The sequence below is a fragment of the Blastococcus sp. SYSU D00868 genome, assembly GCF_054050575.1.
On the sequence record NZ_JBJGZO010000019.1, the window covers coordinates 33,430 to 54,581 of the forward strand.

A 21,152-nucleotide genomic window follows, 5' to 3' on the forward strand; every position below is an offset into this window, starting at 1 on the left:
CCGGGGCGGGGCGTCGTCCTGGTAGTCGGCGGCCGCGGCCGCCGGCAGAACCGCGCGGCGCACCGCACGGGGCGCCTGGGGCCGGCGGGACGCGCGTGGCACGATGTCGCGACCCCGGCCCGCCGCCGGGCGGCACCGATGACCGGCGCGCCTGAGCGGGGTCAGCAGCAGCGGGCCACGCTGGCCCGCTCCCGGGCGTCGTCCCGCCGGCGCTCGAACTCCCGCCGGGTCATCGGCGGGTGCCCGTGCTCGGCGCAGGCGGCCAGGTAGTCGTCCCACCGGGCCTCCCCGCTCCACTCCCGCAGGTACCAGCGCACCCCGCGCCAGGCCGCGCCCAGCGCCCCGGTCACCGGCCGGCCCCGGCGAGCTCGCGCTGCTCGGTCATCGCCCGTCTCTCCTCGGCGGTGGCGAACAGCCCCGAGGGCTCGACGATCCGCGAGGGCACCGCCGGCTCCTCGGTCGTCTGCACCGGCCCGCGCGAGCGCAGCGCCCGGACGATCACGACGGCGGCGTGCACCGCGACCACCACCACGAGCAGCGCGAAGGTCGCCTGCAGGACGCCGTTGAGGGTGGAGTTGAAGACGATCTGGTCCATCTGCCCGGGGTCCTGCGCCGGCGCGAGGACCTCGCCGGCGTCGCGGGCGTCGGCGTACCGGTCCCGCTGGGCGAAGTAGCCGACCGCCGGGTCGCTGGAGAAGACCTTCTGCCAGCTCGCGGTCATGGTGACCACGAGATCCCACACCAGCGGGACGCCGGACACCCAGGCGTACTTCGCGCGCCCGTGCTTGATCAGCAGCACGGTGACCAGCAGCAGCGCGATGGCGGCGAGCAGCTGGTTGGCGATGCCGAACAGCGGGAAGAGCTGGTTCACCCCGCCGAGCGGGTCGGTGACGCCGATGTAGAGGATCGAGCCCCACAGCGCCACGACCACCGCGCTGGCGATGACGTTGCCCGGCCGCCAGGTGAGGTCGCCGAAGCGCTTCCACACGTTGCCGACGGTGTCCTGCAGCATGAAGCGGCCCACCCGGGTGCCGGCGTCGACCGCCGTCAGGATGAACAGCGCCTCGAACATGATCGCGAAGTGGTACCAGAACGCCGCCAGCGAGCCGCCGAAGGCGTCGCTGAGGATGTTCGAGATGCCGACCGCGAGGGTCGGGGCGCCGCCGGTGCGGCTGATCAGCGTCGGTTCCTGCACCGCCGCGGCCGCGGCGGCCAAGTCCCCGGAGGAGGTGTCGAAGCCCAGCCCCTGCACGAACGCGGCGGCGGAGTCCGCGGCCCCGCCGGTGGCCCCGGCCGGGGCGTTCATCGCGTAGTAGAGGCCCTGGTCGATGACGACGGCGGCGATGAGCGCGCTGATCGCCACGAAGCTCTCCATGAGCATGCCGCCGTAGCCGATCAGCCGGACGTGGCTCTCCTTGGAGACCATCTTCGGCGTCGTCCCCGACGAGATCAGCGCGTGGAAGCCCGACAGCGCGCCGCAGGCGATGGTGATGAAGACGAACGGGAACAGCGAGCCGGCGAAGACCGGGCCGGTGCCCTCCTTGGCGAAGTCGGTGACCGCGTCGGCCTGCAGCACCGGGCGGGCCAGCAGCAGGCCGACGGCGAGCAGCACGATGACGCCGACCTTCATGAACGTCGACAGGTAGTCGCGCGGGGTGAGCAGCAGCCACACCGGCAGCACCGAGGCGACGAAGCCGTAGACGACGAGCGCGACGACCAGCCACTCCTTGGACAGCGTCAGCGCGTCGCCGAGGCCGGTGTCCTCGACGTAGCCGCCGCCGATGACGGCCGCCAGCAGCAGGGCGACGCCGATGCCGGTGGCCTCCAGGACCCGGCCGGGCCGCAGCACCCGCAGGTAGATCCCCATGAACAGCGCGATCGGGATCGTGAGCGCGATCGAGAAGACGCCCCACGGCGACTCGGCCAGCGCGTTCACCACGATCAGCGCCAGCACCGCCAGGATGATGATCATGATGGCGAACACGGCGATGAGCGCGGCGATCCCGCCGACGAGGCCGATCTCCTCGCGGACCATCTGGCCCAGGCTCCGGCCGTTGCGGCGCATGGAGAAGAACAGGACCGTCATGTCCTGCACCGCGCCGGCGAAGATGACGCCGACGATGATCCAGATGGTGCCGGGCAGGTAGCCCATCTGCGCGGCCAGGACCGGGCCGACCAGCGGGCCGGCGCCGGCGATGGCGGCGAAGTGGTGGCCGAAGAGCACCCGCCGGTCGGTGACGTCGTAGTCGACGCCGTCGCCGTGCCGCTCCGCGGGGGTGGCCCGCGAGTCGTCGACCCGCAGCACCCGGCGGGCGATGAACCGCGAGTAGAAGCGGTAGGCGATCGCGTAGGAGCACAGCGCGGCGAACAGGATCCACAGCGCCGAGACGGTCTCCCCGCGGGCCAGGGCCAGCACGGTCCAGCAGACCGCGCCGACGGCGGCGACCGCCGTCCACACGAGCACCGAGCGCAGCGGGGGGGGGGGGGGGGGGGCGGCCGGGGGGGGGGGGGGTGGGGTGGGGGTGTGCGCGCCGCCGCCCCCCCCCCCCCCCCCCCCCCCCCCCCCCCCCCCCCCCCCCCCCCCCCCCCCCCCCCCCGTCCGGGTCTCCGCTGTTGCCGTGGTCGACATCGCGCCTCCTGCCCACCAGGCGCCGCACCACCGGCGCCGCTGCCGCGTGCACGGCCAGCATGCGAGCCCCGGGCCGGGCCCACCACTCGGGACGGGTGGGGCCGGCCGTCAGCGGGTGCGGCGCTCGACGGCGCGCGCGGCGACCCGGCGGATCCGGTCGTGCTGCCGGGAGAGCACGACGTCCAGGGCCCGGTCCACCGGCGGCACCTCGCCGAGGCGGGCCAGCCCGGTCCACCGCGGCACCGACACCGTCCGGGCCCGCGGCGCGTCCAGCAGGCCGGTGATCGCCGCGGCCACCCGCTCGGTGCGCACGCCCCGCGAGAGCCGGCCCCGGGCCTCGGCGTCCGAGCGCGGCGGGGCGCCGTGCCCCCGGGCCAGCCACTCCGTGGCGACCGGCCCGGGGTGCACCGAGTGCACCCGCACCCCGCGCGAGGTCACCTCCCGGCGCAGCCCGCGCACGAAGCCCAGGACGCCGGCCTTCGTGGCCGAGTAGACGGTCAGCGGCGGCACCTGCGACCAGGCCGCGACGGAGGAGACGGCGACGACGTCGGCCCGCCCGCGCCCGGCCGCGGCCGCCAGCAGGTGGGGCAGCGCCCGCCGGGTGAGGTCGACGACGCCGGTCAGGTTGAGCCCGACCACCGCCTCGACCGCCTCGCCCGGCATGTCCTCGACCAGCCCGGCCCAGCCCAGCCCGGCGTTGAGGACGACGGCGTCCAGCCGGCCGTGGCGCTCCAGCACGGCCTCGACCAGGCGCGCGCGGTCGGCGGCGTCGGCGACGTCGGCGGGCACCGCGGTCACCCCGCGCAGCCCGCCGACCGCCTCGGCCAGCCGGTCGCCGTGCCGGGCGCAGGTCACCACCAGCGCGCCGCCGGCGGCCAGCCGCGCCACGGTGGCGCGGCCGATGCCCGCGCTGCCGCCGGTCACCAGGACGACGCGGGCCCCGGGCCCGGGAGCTGCACACATGTCCCGGGTCCTACCCTCGGGCGATCTCCCTCACGACAGTGCATCGAGCACGACAGGAATGGGCATGGCCGAACTCATGCAGCTTCCCGAGCCACGGGGTCCCCTCAGCGCCGCCCTCTTCGCCGACCTGCCGACCGGCTCCCTGTCGGGGTCGACGACCGGGCTGGCGGTCGAGGCGGCGGCCACCGCGGCCGACCCGCTGCTCGACGAGGACCTGCAGATCGCCCTCGCCGCCTGCTACGAGCTGCACTACCGCGGGTTCGACGGCGTCGAGGACGCGTGGGAGTGGGACCCGGCGCTGCTGACCCTGCGGGCGCACCTGGAGCGGGCGCACACCGCGGCCCTGCGCGCGCTGGTCGGCCCGGTGCCGGTCACCGACGAGACCGTCGACCGGCAGCTCACCGCCCTGATCGCCGCCGACGACGGCCCGTCGCTGTCCCGGTACCTGGCGCGGTCCGGGTCGCTCGCCCAGTGGCAGGAGTACCTGACGCTGCGCTCGGTGTACCACCTCAAGGAGGGCGACCCGCACACCTTCGCCGTCCCGCGGCTGGGCGGGCGGACGAAGTCCGCGATGGTGGAGATCCAGGCCGACGAGTACGGCGGCGGCACCCCGGCCCGGATGCACAGCGAGCTGTTCGCCGGGCTGCTGCGCGACCTCGGCCTCGACGACGCGTACGGCGCCCTGTGGGACGACGCCCCGGCCGTGGCGTTCACGTCGGTGAACACGATGTCGCTGTTCGGGCTGCACCGGCGCTGGCGGGCGGCCGCGCTCGGGCACCTCACCGCGGTGGAGATGACCTCGTCGGAGCCCAGCCGCCGCTACTCCGCGGGGCTGCGCCGCCTCGGGTACGGCCCGGCCACCACCGTCTTCTACGACGAGCACGTCGAGGCCGACGCCGTCCACGAGCAGATCGCGGCCGTGGACATGTGCGGCTCGCTGGTCGCCGCCGAGCCCGGGCTCGCCGCCGACGTCCTGTTCGGGGCGGCGTCCTCGCTGGCGCTGGACGGCCTGACCGCGCGCCACCTCCTCGGCGCGTGGGAGGCCGGCCGCTCGGGCCTGCGCGGGGAGCGCCCGCTGGCCGCCTGACGAGGCCGACGCCATACCGGAACGGGTCGTGCCGAGTGGAGATCGGTGGTGCGCTGCCGAAAGGACAGACGCCGCTCCACGACCCCCGGAGGACCTCCCCATGTGGCGACGCACGGACCCCGCACCGCCCGCCACCGGGTCGGCCCCGATGCCCCGGGACGTCGAGGCGCTCGAGCAGGTGCTCGCGGCGCTGGACGAGGGCGTGAGCGGCGAGGCCGACGCGCACTCGCGGGTCACCACCACCATGGTCGGCGCCCTCGGGCTGGACTACGGCGGCATCTGGATGCCCGCCGACGGCGGCTTCCGGCTGGTCGGCGAGCAGGGTGAGCTGACGCCGGCCATGTCGGCCCACTGGGACACCCGCACCGTGATGACCCCGCAGGACGGCCTCGGCGGCCGGGCCATGCGCGAGCGGCGTCCGGTGCTCATGGACTCGTCGACCGACACCAGCACCTGCCTGCGCTGGGCCACCGCCGTCTCCGGCGGCGCCCGGCACGGCTGCGTGCTGCCCATCGTGGAGGACGGCCGGGTCGTGGCCCTGCAGGAGTACTACTCCCGCAGCGAGCTGCCCTTCTTCGGCGGGCGGACGGAGAAGTGGCAGGCCATCGGCCGGGTCGCCGCGCACGCGCGCCGGTCGGCCCTGACCGCCGCCCAGCTGCAGGAGACGCTGCACGACCGGGAGGCGGTCACCACGGTCGTCAGCCGCGTCGGCGAGGCCACCGACGAGCAGTCGGCCCTGCGCACCGCGCTGGAGACGGTGCGGACGGCGTTCGGCTGGGCCTACGGCTCCTACTGGGCGCTGGACGAGGAGGCCGGCGTCCTGCGGTTCAGCGTGGAGTCCGGCTCGGCCGGTGAGGAGTTCCGCCAGGTCACGCTCGCCGCCAGCTTCGCCGAGGGCGTGGGCCTGTCCGGCCGCGCCTGGCGCAGGCGGGACCTGGTCTTCGTCCGCGACCTGGCCGAGGTCACCGACTGCGTGCGCCGCCCGGCCGCCCAGCGCGCCGGCGTCAAGTCGGGGGTGTGCTTCCCGATCGTCTCCGACGGCCGCGTCGTCGGGACCATGGACTTCTTCGTCACCGAGACCATCGAGCTCTCCGAGTCGCGGGCGTCGGCGCTGCGCAACGTGCAGCAGCTGGTCTCCCAGCGGCTGGACATCCTGCGCCGGGCCGAGGCCGACGCCGCCAACTCCCGGGCGCTGCTGGAGACGGTCTCCCTGCTGCGGGAGGCCGCCGACGAGGCCGGGCGGGTCGCCGAGGGCGCCGTCGGGCAGGCCACGGCGATGACGGCGGAGGTGGAGGCGCTCGGCTCGGCCTCGGCCGCCGTCGGCGACGTCATCCAGATCATCTCCGGCATCGCCGACCAGACGAACCTGCTGGCCCTCAACGCGACGATCGAGGCGGCGCGCGCCGGCGAGCTGGGCCGGGGCTTCGCCGTCGTCGCCAGCGAGGTCAAGGACCTGGCGCGGGAGACCGCCGCGGCCACCAAGAAGGTGTCCGAGCAGATCGCCGGCATCCAGGCCAGCAGCGAGCAGGTGTCGGCCGGGATCCACGCGACCAGCGAGGTCATCCGCCAGCTCGACGCCGTGCAGAACCGCATGGGCGAGGTGCTCGAGCAGCAGGTCCGGATGGCGCGGGCGTTCGAGAACCGCGGCTGAGCCTCAGGCCGGGCCCGGCTCCTCCCCCGCCGCGCGCAGCACGGCGGCCGGCCGGGGCCGGCTCGGCCCGCTGGGCGCGGAGAACCCGGCCCGCTTGTGCGTGCCGTCGCAGAACGGCTTGATGCCGGACTTGCCGCAGCGGCACAGCGCGACGGTCTCCCGGCCGGGGTCGATCTCCTCGCCGTCGGCGTCGACGAGCCGGAAGTCGCCGCGCACGATCAGCGGGCCGTCGCGGTAGGGCGTGATCGTCGCCCCCCGCTCCCGGCCGGGCAGGGCGTCGTCCTCGGGCTGCGCGCTGGTCACGGGGTCCAGCGTGCCCCGGCGGCGGCACCGGCACACGTGGCGTCCCCCGCAGCGGGGACGCGGCTGGTGTCTACGGCTGGGCCTCCCCCGCCGCGCCGGACCGGTCGGTGGGCAGCGGCGGGGCGCTCCGCGGCTCCGGGGGCAGGGCGGCCCCGGTGCGGTCGGCCGGCTCGCGCGGCACGTCGACGCCGGTGCGGTCGACCAGCTCGGCCGGCACCGCGGCGCCGGTGCGGTCTCCCGGCCCGCCGGCCACTCCGGCCGGCTCCTCGTCGAACGGGGCGGTCTCCAGCAGCCGGGCCACGCCCACCGCCACGGCGCCGCCGACGAGCGGGGCCACGATGAACAGCCAGACGTGCTCGAGCGACTCGCCGCCGGCGAACAGCGCCGGGCCCAGCGAGCGCGCCGGGTTCACCGACGTGCCGTCGAGCGGGATGCCGATCAGGTGGACGGCGGTCAGCGTCAGGCCGATCGCCAGGCCGGCGAAGCCGGGGGTGGCCGCCTTGCCCGTGACCAGCAGGATCACGAAGACGAGCACGAAGGTCAGCACGACCTCGAGGACGAACGCGCCGCCCATGCTGATGTTCGCGCCCCAGTCGTTGCTGCCCAGGGTGCCGGTCTGGTCGGTGACGTCGCCGAACCCGCTCGTCATCAGCTCCAGCAGCGCCGCGCCGGCGATCCCGCCGGCGAACTGGGCGATCCAGTAGCCGACGGCCTCCCGGGCGGCCATCCCGCCCGACAGCAGCACGCCGAGGGTCACGGCCGGGTTGATGTGGCAGCCGGAGACCGGGCCGATGGCGTAGGCGAGGGCGAGCAGCACGAAGCCGAAGGCGAAGGCCACGCCGACCGGGCCCAGCGACTCGATGCCCGCCACGGCCGAGCCGACGGCCAGGAACACCAGCAGGGCGGTGCCGAGGAACTCGGCGGCCAGCGAGCGGACGTACGTGGGGGGCACGGCGCACCTCCGGTGCGGTCCAGCCTGTCCCCCGACCGGGCGGCCGGGAGCCCCGTCGGGCCAGACTGTCGCGGACCGCCGCGACACGCCAGACCCGCGCGGGGTCAGCCGCCCGGCGCCTGGCCGTAGAAGACCTGCTCCACGACGCTGCGGGCGTGCCGGGTGGTGCGCCGGTAGTCGTCGAGGAACTGGCCCGGGTCGACGTCGGGGCTCGCGCCACCGGCCCGCGCGACACCGGCGAGCTCCACCCCGGGCCGGGGCAGCTGGTCGCTGGGCCGGCCGCGGACCAGGAACACCGCGTTGCGGGCGGCCGTGGCCAGCCGCCAGGCCGAGCGCAGGGCCTCGCCCTGCTCGGCGTCCAGGTGGCCGGCGTCGACGAGCGCGTCCAGCGCGTCGACGGTCGAGGTCACCTGCAGGCGCGGGTCCCCGGCGGCGTGCTGCAGCTGCAGCAGCTGGACGGTCCACTCCACGTCGGCGAGCCCGCCGCGGCCGAGCTTGGTGTGCGTCGCCGGGTCCGCGCCGCGCGGCAGCCGCTCACGCTCCACCCGTGCCTTGATCCGGCGGATCTCGGCGACCTGCTCAGGGGTGAGCCCGTCCGCCGGGTAGCGCAGCGGCTGCACCAGCTCGACGAAGGCGGCGCCCAGCGCCTCGTCCCCCGCCACCGGCACCGCACGCAGCAGCGCCTGCACCTCCCAGACCGAGACCCACCGCGCGTAGTACTCGCCGAAGGCGTCGAGGCTGCGGACCAGCGCGCCCTGGCGGCCCTCCGGCCGCAGGTCGGCGTCGACCTCGAAGGCCGGGTCCGGCGCGGGCTCGCCGAGCAGCCGGCGCAGCGTGTGCGCGACGGCGTTGGCGGCGGCGGTGGCCCTCGACTCGTCGGCGCCGGGGCGGGCCCGGTGCACGAACAGGACGTCGGCGTCCGAGCCGTAGCCCATCTCCCCGCCGCCGAGCCGGCCCATGCCGATGACGGCGAGGTCCATCGGCACCTCCTCGACGGCGATGCCGGCCTGCGCGGCGTGCGCGCGGACGGCGACGTCCAGGCCGACCCGCAGCGTGGCGACGGCGATGTCGGTCAGCGCCCGGCCCACCCGGACGACGTCGAGCCGGCCCAGCAGGTCGGCGGAGGACACCCGCAGCAGCTCGTGCCGGCGCAGCCCGCGCAGCACCCGCACGCCGGCCTCCGGGTCCGGTGCCCGGGCCGCCGCCTGCCCCCACGCGGAGGTGAGCGCCGCGGCGGAGCGGGGCTCGAGCTCGTCGTCGTCGGCCAGCAGCCGCAGCGCCTCCGGCGCCCGGGTGAGCAGCTGGGCCACGTACTGGCTGGAGCCCAGCAGCAGCGCCAGCCGCTCCACGACCTGGCCCTCGTCGCGCAGCAGCCGCAGGAACCACTGGTTGCCGCCGAGGGCCTCGCTGACCTGCCGGTAGGCCAGCAGCCCCGCGTCGGGGTCGGGGCAGTCGGCCAGCGTCTGCAGCACCACCGGGAGCAGGTACTTCTGCATGGACGCCGAGCGGGAGACCCCGCCGGTGAGCGCCCCCATGTGCCGCAGGGCGCCGTCGGGGTCGGCGAAGCCCAGCGCGCGCAGCCAGTCGCGGGCGGCCGTCGACCCCAGCTGGGCGGCCTCCGCGGGCACCTTGGCCACGGCCGACAGCAGGGGGCGGTAGAAGAGCTTCTCGTGCAGCCGCCGCACCTCGCGGGTGTGCAGCGCCAGCTCCGCCTGGAGGACGGCGACGGCGTCGCCGCGCTGGTCGGGCTTGTAGCCCATCGAGCGGGCCAGCCAGCGCAGCTGCTGCTCGTCGGTGGGCAGCAGGTGGGTGCGGCGCAGCCGGAGCAGCTGCAGCCGGTGCTCGACGGTGCGCAGGAACCGGTAGGAGGCGATCAGCGTGGCGGCGTCGTCGCGGCCGACGTAGCCGCCGGCCGACAGCGCCCGCAGCGCCGGCAGCGTGCCGCCCACGCGCAGGCCCGCGTCGACCCGGCCGTGCACCAGCTGCAGCAGCTGCACGGCGAACTCGACGTCCCGCAGCCCGCCGCGGCCGAGCTTGAGCTCCCGGTCGGCGTGCCCGGCCGGGATGTTCGCCTCCACCCGCCGGCGCATCGCCTGCACCTCGGCGACGAAGCCCGGCCGGTCGCCGGCCTCCCAGACCCGCGGCCACAGCTCCTCGACGTAGGCCCGGCCGAGGTCCGGGTCGCCGGCCACCGGCCGCATCTTGAGCAGCGCCTGGAACTCCCAGGTGTGCGCCCACTGCCGGTAGTAGCTCGCGTGCCCGTTGAGGGTGCGCACCAGCGCCCCGGCCTTGCCCTCGGGGCGCAGCGCGGCGTCGACCTCCCAGGCCGCCTCCCGGCAGATCCGCATGAGCGCGGCGGCGACCCGGGTGGCGCTGCTGACCGCCGGCGCCTCCGGGTCGCTCGGGTCGACCGGCTCGGCCACGAACACGACGTCCACGTCGCTGACGTAGTTGAGCTCGCGGCCGCCGGTCTTGCCCAGCGCGATGACGGCCAGCCGGCACGGGGCGGCCGAGGCCGGCTGCTCGGCGACGGCGAGGGCCAGCCCGGCGGTGAGCACGGCGCCGGCGACGTCGGCCAGCTCGGCGGCGACCTCCTCGGCGCCCAGCCCGTCGCCGAGGTCGCGCCCGGCCAGGGAGAGGACGGCCCGGCGGTAGGCCAGCCGGAGGTCGGCCACGCGCTGCGGGTCGGCGTCCGGCGCGGCCCGGCCCAGCCGCACGCCCCACGGCGGGTCGTCGGGGTCGGCGCCGACCGCCGCGAGCATCTGCCGCTGCAGCCCCTGCTGGGTCGGGCGGGTGGCGCCGCTGCCCTCGTCGTCGAGCACCGTCCAGTCGGCGGGGTGGGTGGCCAGGTGGTCGGCCAGCCCGGAGCTGGCGCCCAGCACGGCGAGCAGGCGGCCGCGCAGCTGCGCCGAGCCGCGCAGTCGGGCCAGCAGGGTGGCCGCGGAGCCGCCGGAGGCGTCGTCCCGGTCCAGGGACTCGACCAGCCGGCGCAGCGAGAACAGGGCGAGGTCGGGGTCGCCGGCGCGGGCGAGCGCGGAGACGACCGGGCCGGCCTCGGGGTCGGCGGGCTCGTTGCGGTCGAGGTCCCAGAGCCCGAGCGCGGGGTCGGAGAGCAGCTCGGCGGCCTTCTCGCCGTCGGTGAACCCGAACCGGACCAGCCGGACGACGGCCCGGCGCGGGATCTCCCGGGCGGTGGTCACGCGTGGGCCCCGGCCCGGGACCGAACCAGGTCGGCGAAGCGCGCGGCGAACGGCGCCCACACGGCGGCGAGGTCGTCGGCGGCCGCGGCGGCGCGGGCCTCGTGCTCCGCCGGGTCGAACGGGGAGGCGGCCACCCCCACCGGGTCGCTGTCGGCCCAGGCGCGCACCATCGCCGGCGTCGTCTCGACGTGGAACTGCAGGCCGTAGCCGTGCCGGCCGACCCGGTAGGCCTGGTGGGGGTACAGCGGGCTGCTGGCCAGCAGGGTGGCCCCGGCCGGCAGCTCGGCGATCTCGTCGTGGTGCCACTGGACGACGTCCGGCGACAGCGGCAGCGGGCGGAACAGCGGGTCGGCGTCGGCGGCGTCCCGCTTGGCGACGAGCGTGGCGCCCACCTCGGGCCCCTCGACGCCGACCCGGACCCGGCCGCCGCCGGCGATGGCCAGCATCTGGGCGCCCAGGCAGATGCCGAGCACGGGGGTGTCGGCGGCCAGCGCCTGGGCGAGCAGGTGCCGCACACCGACCAGCTCCGGGGAGGTCGCGGCGTCGTCCAGGGACGACTGGGGGCCGCCCATGACCAGCAGCCCGTCGCAGCCGGTGAGGTCGGCGGGCAGCTCGTCGCCCTCGCGCACCGACCGGACGTCGAGCTCCAGCCCCGCCTCGGTCAGCCACTCCCCCAGCCGCGCCGGCGGGTCGGTCGGGCTGGGGACGACGACGAGCAGGCGGGCGGCGCGGTCGGGCACGCCGTCGAGGTTAGTGCGGCCGCGGCCGGCCGTAACGGGCGCGCCGTCGGGTCAGGAGACGCCCTCCGGCCACGGCACCCCCACGACGACGCCGTCCGCGCACACCGAGCCGGGCGGGGCGCCCGTCGCCCGCAGCTCGACCGGCCCCCGCTCGCCGGTGACGACGAACCCGGCCTGCCCGGCCCCGGCGGGCAGCCGCAGCTCCTGGTCCCGCCCGCCGACCGACACGTGCAGGGTGGCCGCCTGCGCGGTCGCGTACCGCAGCCGCAGCACCTGGGGGTGGGGACTGTCGACGGCGAGCTCGCCCACCGGCTGCCAGGTCCCCGCCAGCGGCCACCCGCAGCCGGCGACCGGCCCGGACCGCTCGAGCGCCGGCTCCAGCAGCACGACCGGCCGCAGCTCCCCGCGCTCGTCGAACACCCGCAGGTCGGTGCCCGGCCGGTCGAACGGCCGGTCCTCCCCCACGGCGCGCAGCAGCCCCGCCACGTCGGGGTACCGCGCCATGACGACCTGGCCCGGGAGGGCGGTGCTGACGACCGACACGTCGGGGTGCTCGTCCATCGCCCGCACCACGGCGTCCACGTACGCCCGCGACTGCCGGTGCTGCAGCTCGCCGGCGACGAACGAGGTGGACAGCAGGCAGCCCGCGGCGAGGACGCCGACCGCCAGCGCGGCGGCCCCCGCGGGCAGGGTCCGGGGGATCCGCGCGGGCGCCCGCCGCTCGCGCCGGGGGCCGCTGAACGCCGCGCACACCCCGATGGCGACCACGGGCAGCGCGTCGGTGATGTAGCGCGGGTCGCGGGCGGTGATGTCGAGGAAGTCGGCGCGGCCCAGCTGGAGCAGCGCCACGTCGACGGCGACGTAGCCGGCGACGAGGAGCCAGCCCTGCAGCGCCCGCGCCCCGCGCAGCCACACGCTGCCGGCCACGATGGCCAGGGTGAGCGCCGCGGCGAGGGCGGCTACGCCGTCCCCGACGTCCGGGAACAGGGTGTTCTCGGCGCCCCGCCCGGTCCAGGGCCCGCCCAGCAGCCCGGGCAGCAGCATCCGCAGGACGGTGTCGCCGGTCCCCGACAGCACCCGGCCGGCGTCGGGGTCCACCACCTGCGCCGGGGAGCTCACCGCGACGTAGAGGGGGAGGTAGGCGGCCACGACCAGGACGTGCGGCAGGAGCCGCGGCCACGAGGCGGCCAGCAGCTGCAGCCGGCGGCCCGGCGGCTCGCCGGCCCACTCGACCAGCAGCAGCACGCCCAGCAGGACCGGCAGGACGAGGACCGCCTTCTGCCAGAAGAACAGGCCCGTCGCGGTGCCGGCGACGGAGACCGCGGTCCACCGCCACGACCGGGTGCGCACCGCCCGGACCAGCGCCCCGACGGCGGTGAGCATCGCGATCTGCAGCGGCAGGGCCTGCATGCCCGCCGCCCACCAGGTGGCCGCGGGCAGGCCCAGCGGGGTGAGGAGGTAGCCGGCGAACGGGACCAGCAGCCACGGCGACCGGCCGAACAGCTGCCGCAGGACCGACAGCAGGAGGCAGGAGGCGACGACCTGCATCGCCAGCAGGAGCAGCGCCGCGGGGAGGAAGGACGGCCCGGCGTCGCGCCCGAGCAGCCAGTAGACGAGGTTGGTCCCCATCTCGAGGTGGCCGTTGTGGTCCCGGACGACGAACTCGCGGGTCAGCCCGAGGCGGCCGGCCGCCTCCATGTGGATGAAGTCGTCCTGCCAGTAGTACGACGGGAGCACGACCGCGGCGCGGACGCCCGTCTGCAGCAGGACGAGCAGCACGCCGCACAGCAGCATGGCGTCCGGCCGCCACGCGCGGCGCGGCGTGCTGCCGTCGTCGGTCACCCGACCTCCCGATGCCTCCGGGCCGGGCGGAGCCTCGCACACCCGCGCGCCGCCCGGGCCCCGGCGGGGCGCGCCCGCCGCCCCTCGGGGGCTCAGAGGCCGGGCAGGTAGCGCTTGAGCTCGAACGGCGTCACGTTCTGCCGGTAGGAGTTGAACTCCTCCCACTTGTTGCGGAGGAAGAACTCGAACACGTGCTCGCCGAGGGTCTCGGCGACCAGCTCGCTGCCCTGCATCGCGGTCAGCGCCTCGCCGAGGGAGACCGGGAGGTCCTCGTAGCCGGCGGCGCGGCGCTCGGTGTCGGTCAGCGACCAGACGTCGTCCTCGGCCTCCGGCGGCAGCTCGTAGCCCTTCTCGATGCCGCGCAGGCCGGCGGCCAGCAGGACGGCGAAGGTCAGGTACGGGTTGCAGGCGGAGTCCGGCGTCCGCACCTCGACCCGCGCCGACTGGGCCTTGCTCGGCTTGTAGCTGGGCAGCCGCACCATCGCCGACCGGTTGGCCCGGCCCCAGGTGGCCGCGGTCGGCGCCTCCGTGCCGGCCAGCAGCCGCCGGTAGGAGTTCACCGTCTGGTTGGTGACGGCCGTGACCTCGCGGGCGTGGGTCAGCAGGCCGGCGATGAACTGCTTGCCCGTCGTGGACAGCTTCATCGGGTCGGACGGGTCGTGGAAGGCGTTGCGGTCGCCCTCGAACAGCGACAGGTGGGTGTGCATCGCCGAGCCGGCCAGCTCGGTGAACGGCTTGGGCATGAAGGTCGCGTGCACGCCCTGGGCCAGCGCCACCTCACGGACGACGTGCCGCAGGGTCATGATGTTGTCGGCCATCGACAGGGCGTCGGCGTAGCGCAGGTCGATCTCCTGCTGGCCGGGCGCGACCTCGTGGTGGCTGAACTCCACCGAGATGCCCATGGCCTCCAGCGCGAAGACCGCCTCGCGGCGGAAGTCGTGCGCCACGTTGTGCGTGGACAGGTCGAAGTAGCCGCCGCTGTCGGCCGGCCGCGGGGGGCTGCCGTCGGTCGGCAGGTCCTCGAGGAGGAAGAACTCGACCTCGGGGTGGGTGTAGAAGGTGAACCCCATGTCCGCGGCCTTGCCCAGGGCCCGGCGCAGCACGTGCCGCGGGTCCGCCCACGCCGGCGAGCCGTCGGGCAGCGTGATGTCGCAGAACATCCGCGCGGTGTCGCTGGCCCGGCCCTCGCGGGCGGGCATCACCTGGAACGTGCCGGGGTCGGGCTTGGCGAGCATGTCGGACTCGTAGACCCGGGCGAAGCCCTCGATCGCCGACCCGTCGAAGCCGATGCCCTCGGCGAAGGCCGCCTCGATCTCCGCCGGGGCCACCGCGACCGCCTTGAGGTAGCCCGAGACGTCGGTGAACCACAGCCGCACGAAGCGGATGTCGCGTTCCTCGAGGGTGCGCAGGACGAACTCCTGCTGTCGGTCCATGCTCGCCATGATCCAGTCCGCTCGTTTCCGGGATGTGACGCCGTCCCCCAGCCTGCCCCCTCCGGGCCCTTCGCACACGGGTCCTCCGCCGGTGCCCGGGGCGTGTCGGGTCAGCCGGCCAGTTCCGCGAGCGGGACGGCGGGGTCGGCGAGCGCGGCCGCGCCGACCGGCCGGCCCGACCGGATCAGCGCCTGGATCGGCTCGGTGACGTCCCAGACGCCGACGTTCATGCCGGCCTGCACCCGCCCGTCGCGCAGCCAGAAGGCGATGAACTCGCCGTCGTCGGGCAGGCCGCGGCAGACCACCGTGTCCTCCGGGTCGGCCAGCCCGGAGTACTCCATGCCGAGCTCGTACTGGTCGGTGAAGAAGTAGGGCACCCGGTCGTGGGCCACCGGCTGCGCGAGCATGGCGCGCGCCGCGGCCGGGCCGCCGTGGAGGGCGTTGGCCCAGTGCTCCACCCGGACGTGCCGGCCGTACAGCGGGGAGAACGAGGCCGCGACGTCGCCGGCGGCGTACACGTCCGGCGCCGACGTCCGCAGGCCGGCGTCGGTCAGCACCCCGCCGTCGACGTCGAGGCCGGCCGCGGCCGCGAGCCCCACCTCCGGGACGGCGCCGATGCCGACGACCACCAGGTCGGCGGGCAGGACCAGGTCGTCGGTCACCACGGTGGTCACCCGGCCGGACTCCCCGCGCAGCTCCCGGACCCGGGTGCCGGTGAACAGGTCGACCCCGTGGGCGCGGTGCAGCCGGGCGAAGACTCCGCCCATCTCCCGGCCGAGCACCCTGAACAGCGGCGCCAGCTGCGGCTCGACCACCGTGACGTCGTTGCCCAGCGTGCGGGCGGCGGCGGCCACCTCCATGCCGATCCACCCGGCCCCGACGACGACGACCGTCCGCCCGCCGCCGGCGAGGTCGGCGCGCAGCCGGTCGGCGTCGGCGAGGGTGCGCAGGTGGCGGACGCCGTCCAGGTCGGCCCCGGGCGCCGGCAGACGGCGGGCCGAGGACCCGGTGGTCAGCAGCAGCCGCGCGTAGGTCAGCTCCTCCCCGGACCCGAGGGTGACGCGGTGCGCGGCCGGGTCGAGCGCCGTGACGCGCACGCCGGTGCGCAGGTCCACGTCGTGCCCGGCGTACCAGCCCGCCTCGTGCACCCGGGCCTCGTCCCGTTCGGCCCGGCCGAGCAGGTAGCCCTTGGACAGCGGCGGCCGCTCGTAGGGCGGCTCGGGCTCGGCGCCGACGAGCACCACCGGCCCGTCGAAGCCCTCGTCGCGGAGCGTCTCCGCGGCCCTGGCGCCGGCCAGCCCGGCGCCGACGATCACGAACGGACGGGTCGTGGGCATGTCCCACCTCCGGTCGGGTGCGTCCCGGGGCGCTTCTAAGACCAATCGATGTTGCTAGTAGAGACCCGGACCACACCCCTGTCAACCGGTCGCGCCGGCGGCCTCCAGATGCACGCAGCAGCGCCCCGGGCCCGCGGCCGGCCGGGCGACCAGGCCGGCCGCCGGCGAGCCCTCCAGCAGCCCGGCGAGCAGGGCGAGGTTCATCCCGCAGACCAGGCCGGTGTGCTCGCGGGCCAGGTCGTGGAACGGGCAGTTGGCGAGCGCGATCCCGCCGTCCTCGTCGCGGGGCTCGAAGCCGTGCTCCTCGAGCACGCGGAGGACGGTCTCCCGGTCCCCGCCGCCGGCGGCCGCGCCCGCCAGGGCCAGCCCCCGCGCGCGGGCACGCCGGGCCAGGACCGCGCGCGGCGGCTCCCCGGAGGCGTCGGCCTCCTCCAGCGCGCCCGCCAGGAGGTCGCCGGCCAGGTCGTAGCGGCGCCCGGGCAGCGACACCTCGATCGCGCACTCCGCGCGCCGGTACAGCTTGGCCGGCCGGCCCGCGCCCGGGCCGGTGCGCCCGCTGCGCCGCTCGAAGTGGACGGCGAGCAGGCCGTCGGCGACGAGCCGGTCCAGGTGGAAGGCCACGGTCGCCCGGGGCAGGCCCAGGGCGCCGGCGACCTCGTCCCGGCCGACCGGCGCGGATCGGCGGACGACGTGCTCGTACAGCTGGCGGCGGGTCGGCTCGGCCAGCGCGGCGACCGCGGAGACGGCGTCGTCCATGCCGGGATTCTAGAACTCATCACCGTTGACGGAAGAAAGCCGCCGGTGCGGCTCCCCGCGCGACCGGGCGCGGGTGTGGCGGAGCACACACCCCCGACAGGGGACGACGTCCCTGGCGGGTCCCGGCCGGGGCCGCCAGGCTCCGGCCGCATGACCGCCGTACGCGACCTCGTGGCCGAGACCGCCGACTCCCTCGCGCGCCAGCAGGCCCGCGTCGACGTCCGGGTGGCCCGCGCCCTGGCCGGGGACGGCTGGGACGCCCGCCCCTCCCCCGCCGGGCGGGCCGAGCTGGCGCGCCTCGGGCACTTCCCCGCCTACGCCGCCGAGCTGGACTGGACGCCGCGCGAGGTCGCCGGCCACCTGCGCGACAGCGCCCTGGTCTTCACCGAGCGGATCTACCGGCTGCGCACCGAGGACGGCCCGCTGCTCCCGGACTTCGTCCCGACCGACCCGGCCCGGGTGGCCAGCTACGCCGCGGTGCCGCCGGTGCAGCTGGCCGAGCAGCTGCGCGCGGCCCAGGCGGCGCTGTTCGGCAGCGTGGCCGGCCTGCGCACCGACGAGCTGAGCCGGGCCGGCGTCCACGAGACCGACGGACCCGTCACGCTCGCCGACGTCCTCGGCTTCCTCCCCGGCCACCAGCGCGACCACGCCGACCAGCTGGCGGCCCTGCTCGGCGGCTGAACGCCCCGCACCGGGACCCGCGTGGCCGCGCCCGGGGGCGCGGAGTTGGATGGTCGCGTGGGAGAACAGGTGCAGCTCAGGGTCGCCCTCGCGCAGGTGGACACCCGCGTCGGCGACGTCACCGGCAACGCGGAGCTCGTCATCGAGTGGACGGCGAAGGCGGCGCGGGAGGCCGCGCACGTCGTCGTCTTCCCCGAGATGACCCTCACCGGCTACCCACCCGAGGACCTGGTGCTGCGCGAGTCCTTCGCCCGGGCCAGCGAGCGGGCCCTGGTCGAGCTGGCGGCGACGCTGGCCGACCGCGGGCTCGGCGACACCGCCGTCGTCGTCGGCTATCTCGCGCACACCGAGGGCCCGGGGCCGGCCGCCGTCGACGAGCCGCCGACCGCCGACGAGGACCGGCCCGGCGACGCCAACCCCCGCCGCGGCGCCCCGCGCAACGCCGCGGCGCTGCTGCACGGCGGCGAGGTCGTCGTCCGCTACTACAAGCGGCACCTGCCCAACTACGGCGTCTTCGACGAGGCGCGGTACTTCGTGCCCGGCACCGAGATGCCGGTGGTGCGGCTGCACGGGGTCGACGTCGCGCTGACCATCTGCGAGGACCTGTGGGTCGAGGGCGGGCCGTGCGGGGTCGCCGGCCAGGCCGGGGTGGACGTCGTCCTCTCCCCCAACGCCTCGCCCTACGAGCGGGCCAAGGACGACCTGCGGCTGCCGCTGGTGCGCCGCCGGGCGGCGGAGGCGCGGGCGACGATCGTCTACTGCAACCAGGTCGGCGGGCAGGACGAGCTGGTCTTCGACGGCGACTCGATGGCCGTCGCCGCCGACGGCACCCTGCTGGCCCGCGCGCCGCAGTTCGTCGAGCACCTGCTGACCGTCGACCTCGCGATCGACCCGGCGGCGGTGCCGGAGCGGCGGGAGGGCCGGATCGGCCCGATGACCGTGACCCGGCACGTGGTGTCCACCGAGCCGGTGCCGGCGTTCGAGCCCCGGCCGGGGACCGTGGCGGAGCCGCTGAGCGACTGCGAGGAGGTCTGGCGGGCGCTGGTGCTGGGGCTGCGCGACTTCATCGACAAGAACGGCATGCCCTCGGTGGTGCTGGGGCTGTCCGGCGGCATCGACTCGGCGCTGGTGGCCGCGATCGCCGTCGACGCGCTCGGCGCCGACCGGGTGTACGGCGTCGGGCTGCCGTCGCGATGGTCCACCGAGCACTCGCTGTCCGACGCCGAGGACAGCGCCGAGCGGCTGGGGCTGCACTACTCGGTGGTGCCGATCGCGCCGATGGTCGACGCCTACGAGTCGTCGGTCGAGCTGTCCGGGCTGGCCGCGGAGAACCTGCAGGCGCGGGTGCGCGGCACGCTGCTCATGGCGCTGTCCAACCAGCACGGGCACCTGCTGCTGACCACCGGCAACAAGAGCGAGATCGCCGTCGGCTACTCGACGCTGTACGGCGACTCGGCCGGCGGCTTCGGGCCGATCAAGGACGTGCCCAAGACCCTGGTGTGGGAGCTCGCCCGGTGGCGCAACGCGTACGCCCGGGACCGCGGGGAGGTCGAGCCCGTCCCGCAGAACTCGATCGACAAGCCGCCGTCGGCCGAGCTCGCCCCCGGCCAGCAGGACACCGACTCGCTGCCGTCCTACGACGAGCTCGACGCGGTCGTCGCCGACTACGTCGACCGCGACCTCGGCATGGCCGAGCTGCTGGAGCGGGGCCACGACCCCGAGGTGGTGGCGCGGGTGCTGCGGCTGGTCGACGGCGCGGAGTTCAAGCGCCGGCAGTCCGCGCCCGGCACCAAGATCAGCCTCAAGGCGTTCGGCCGGGACCGCCGGCTGCCCGTCACCAACCGCTGGCGGGAGACCCTGCCGACCGTCCGCGAGGGAGCACAGGCATGAGCGAGTCACCGCTGTACGGGGGGACGTCGACGGCGCGGGTGCGGGTGCACCACCTGCAGCAGGCCAAGGAGCGCGGCGAGAAGTGGGCGATGCTCACCGCCTACGACACGGTCAGCGCGTCGGTGTTCGAGGAGGCCGGCATCCCGGTGCTGCTCGTCGGCGACTCGGCGGGCAACGTCGTCCTCGGGCACACCTCCACCGTGCCGGTCACCGTCGAGGACATCCTGTTGCTGACCAAGGCCGTCACCCGGTCGACGAAGCGGTCGCTGATCGTGGCCGACATGCCGTTCGGCAGCTACGAGGCCGGGCCGGCCCAGGCGCTGGAGAACGCGTTCCGGCTGATGAAGGAGGGCGGGGCGCAGGCGGTCAAGCTGGAGGGCGGCGTGCGGGTGGCCGCCCAGATCCGGGCCCTGGTCGACGCCGGCATCCCGGTCATGGCGCACATCGGCTTCACGCCGCAGAGCGAGCACGCGCTCGGCGGGTTCCGGGTGCAGGGCCGCGGCGCCGGCGCCGAGCAGCTGCGGGCCGACGCGCACGCGGTCGAGGAGGCCGGGGCGTTCGCCGTCGTCCTGGAGATGGTGCCCGCCGCGATCGCCGGCGAGGTGACCAAGGAGCTGCGCATCCCGACGATCGGCATCGGCGCCGGCGTGGACACCGACGCGCAGGTGCTGGTCTGGCCCGACATGGCCGGTCTCACCGGCGGGCGGGTGCCGCGCTTCGTGAAGAAGTACGCCGACCTGCGCGCCGAGCTGCTGCGGGCCGCCCGCGAGTACGCCGACGACGTCCGCGGCGGCACCTTCCCCGGCCCGGAGCACAGCTTCGAGTAGCCCCCCGCCGGGCCGCACCGGCGCATTGCGGGCGTTCCTCGCGTGTCGCGGGTGCTGCAGGACCGCCGAGGGACGAGGAACCCGCGATGCGGGCCGGGCGGGGCGGGCCGCGAGGGTCAGACGTCGGTGATGCGGACGCCGGCGTGGGCCTTGTAGCGGCGGTTGACCGACACCAGGTTGATCGTGAGCGCCTCGACCTGGCGGGCGTTGCGCAGCCGGCCGGCGTAGACGCCGCGCATGCCGGGCAGTCGGCCGGCCAGCGCCTGCACCAGGTCGGTCGAGGCGCGGTCGTCGCCGACGACCATCACGTCGCCGTCCAGCGTCGGCCTGGACAGGTCCTCCAGGAGGACGGCGGAGAGGTGGTGGAACGCGCCGACGACGTGCGAGTCGGGCAGCAGTGCGGCCGCCTGCTGGGCGACGCTGCCCTCCGGGACGTCGAGGACGTAGGCGCCGAGCTCGTCGAAGCCCATCGGCACCACGCAGTCGACGACGACCTTGCCGGCCAGCGGGGCGGCCAGGTCGGCGAGCGTGGCGGCGTGCCCGTCGAAGGGCACCGCGACGATCACCAGGTCGGCGGCGCCGGCGACGTCGGCGTTCCCGCCGCCCTGCACCGAGGCCTCCAGGCCGCCGGCGGTCGACGCCCGCTCGGCGACCTGGGTGGCCACCTCCGCGGCGCGGTCGGCGTCGCGGGAGCCCAGCAGGACCCGCTGCCCGGCGGCGGCCAGCCGCACGGCCAGGCCCCGGCCCTGTGGTCCGGTGCCCCCGAGCACCCCGACGACCAGATCCTCCACGGCGCGTCCGTCCGACACGGTGCCTCCTCGCGACCCCGGACCGTCCGGCGTCCCGGCCCGATCATGCCGG

Annotated in this window: 17 protein-coding genes; 5 read left to right on the forward strand and 12 right to left on the reverse strand. The window is 76.2% G+C overall.

Features of this window, described 5'->3' with window-relative positions:
- Positions 1–161 precede the first annotated feature (161 nt).
- The 3 genes from ACI79F_RS16065 to ACI79F_RS16075 form a co-directional block, all read right to left on the reverse strand.
- Positions 162–350, reverse strand: a complete 189-nt coding sequence (locus tag ACI79F_RS16065) for a CstA-like transporter-associated (seleno)protein (RefSeq protein WP_456544916.1) — start codon at positions 348–350, stop codon at positions 162–164.
- Positions 347–2,464 carry a carbon starvation CstA family protein gene (locus ACI79F_RS16070; RefSeq protein WP_456544917.1) on the reverse strand — a complete coding sequence of 706 codons (2,118 nt, stop codon included), beginning with the start codon at positions 2,462–2,464 and terminating at the stop codon, positions 347–349. The genes ACI79F_RS16065 and ACI79F_RS16070 overlap by 4 nt, the downstream gene beginning before the upstream one ends.
- 273 nt (positions 2,465–2,737) lie before the next feature.
- Positions 2,738–3,592: an SDR family oxidoreductase gene (locus tag ACI79F_RS16075; RefSeq protein WP_456544918.1), complete on the reverse strand. Its 855-nt coding sequence runs from the start codon at positions 3,590–3,592 to the stop codon at positions 2,738–2,740.
- Positions 3,593–3,656: 64 nt separating this feature from the next.
- On the opposite strand from ACI79F_RS16075, the gene ACI79F_RS16080 reads away from it, so the two are divergent.
- Positions 3,657–4,679 (forward strand): iron-containing redox enzyme family protein, encoded by a 1,023-nt coding sequence (locus ACI79F_RS16080; protein ID WP_456544919.1) that lies wholly within the window; start codon positions 3,657–3,659, stop codon positions 4,677–4,679.
- A gap of 100 nt (positions 4,680–4,779) precedes the next feature.
- Positions 4,780–6,330, forward strand: coding sequence for a methyl-accepting chemotaxis protein (locus tag ACI79F_RS16085; protein WP_456544920.1), 1,551 nt, complete (start codon positions 4,780–4,782; stop codon positions 6,328–6,330).
- Between the two features lie 3 nt (positions 6,331–6,333).
- On the opposite strand, the gene ACI79F_RS16090 is transcribed toward ACI79F_RS16085, so the two are convergent.
- The 8 genes from ACI79F_RS16090 to ACI79F_RS16125 form a co-directional block, all read right to left on the reverse strand.
- Positions 6,334–6,633: a CDGSH iron-sulfur domain-containing protein gene (locus ACI79F_RS16090; RefSeq protein WP_456544921.1), complete on the reverse strand. Its 300-nt coding sequence runs from the start codon at positions 6,631–6,633 to the stop codon at positions 6,334–6,336.
- Between the two features lie 70 nt (positions 6,634–6,703).
- Positions 6,704–7,585, reverse strand: a complete 882-nt coding sequence (locus tag ACI79F_RS16095) for an aquaporin (protein ID WP_456544922.1) — start codon at positions 7,583–7,585, stop codon at positions 6,704–6,706.
- 104 nt (positions 7,586–7,689) lie between these two features.
- The gene (locus ACI79F_RS16100; protein ID WP_456544923.1) at positions 7,690–10,785 is read right to left on the reverse strand and encodes a bifunctional [glutamine synthetase] adenylyltransferase/[glutamine synthetase]-adenylyl-L-tyrosine phosphorylase; all 3,096 of its coding nucleotides are present in this window, start codon (positions 10,783–10,785) and stop codon (positions 7,690–7,692) included.
- A complete protein-coding gene (locus tag ACI79F_RS16105) occupies positions 10,782–11,525 on the reverse strand; it encodes a type 1 glutamine amidotransferase (RefSeq protein ID WP_456544924.1) in 744 nt (247 codons plus the stop codon). The genes ACI79F_RS16100 and ACI79F_RS16105 overlap by 4 nt, the downstream gene beginning before the upstream one ends.
- 51 nt (positions 11,526–11,576) lie before the next feature.
- Entirely contained in the window at positions 11,577–13,367 is a 1,791-nt protein-coding gene (locus ACI79F_RS16110; RefSeq protein ID WP_456544925.1) for a hypothetical protein, read from the reverse strand.
- Between the two features lie 92 nt (positions 13,368–13,459).
- A complete protein-coding gene (locus ACI79F_RS16115; RefSeq protein ID WP_456544926.1) occupies positions 13,460–14,800 on the reverse strand; it encodes a glutamine synthetase family protein in 1,341 nt (446 codons plus the stop codon).
- Between the two features lie 110 nt (positions 14,801–14,910).
- A complete protein-coding gene (locus tag ACI79F_RS16120; RefSeq protein WP_456544927.1) occupies positions 14,911–16,137 on the reverse strand; it encodes an NAD(P)/FAD-dependent oxidoreductase in 1,227 nt (408 codons plus the stop codon).
- Between the two features lie 81 nt (positions 16,138–16,218).
- Positions 16,219–16,893: a helix-turn-helix transcriptional regulator gene (locus ACI79F_RS16125; protein ID WP_456544928.1), complete on the reverse strand. Its 675-nt coding sequence runs from the start codon at positions 16,891–16,893 to the stop codon at positions 16,219–16,221.
- A gap of 150 nt (positions 16,894–17,043) precedes the next feature.
- Between ACI79F_RS16125 and ACI79F_RS16130 the strand changes: the two genes are divergently transcribed.
- From ACI79F_RS16130 to panB, 3 genes are read left to right on the forward strand one after another with little or no spacing between them, the layout of a single operon-like run.
- Positions 17,044–17,574, forward strand: a complete 531-nt coding sequence (locus tag ACI79F_RS16130) for a DinB family protein (protein ID WP_456544929.1) — start codon at positions 17,044–17,046, stop codon at positions 17,572–17,574.
- A gap of 57 nt (positions 17,575–17,631) precedes the next feature.
- A complete protein-coding gene (locus tag ACI79F_RS16135) occupies positions 17,632–19,464 on the forward strand; it encodes an NAD+ synthase (protein WP_456544930.1) in 1,833 nt (610 codons plus the stop codon).
- Positions 19,461–20,291, forward strand: coding sequence for a 3-methyl-2-oxobutanoate hydroxymethyltransferase (gene panB / locus ACI79F_RS16140; RefSeq protein WP_456544931.1), 831 nt, complete (start codon positions 19,461–19,463; stop codon positions 20,289–20,291). The genes ACI79F_RS16135 and panB overlap by 4 nt, the downstream gene beginning before the upstream one ends.
- 116 nt (positions 20,292–20,407) lie before the next feature.
- Here the strand turns inward: panB and npdG are convergent, their stop codons facing one another.
- Positions 20,408–21,100: an NADPH-dependent F420 reductase gene (npdG, locus tag ACI79F_RS16145; RefSeq protein ID WP_456544932.1), complete on the reverse strand. Its 693-nt coding sequence runs from the start codon at positions 21,098–21,100 to the stop codon at positions 20,408–20,410.
- Positions 21,101–21,152: the final 52 nt, after the last annotated feature.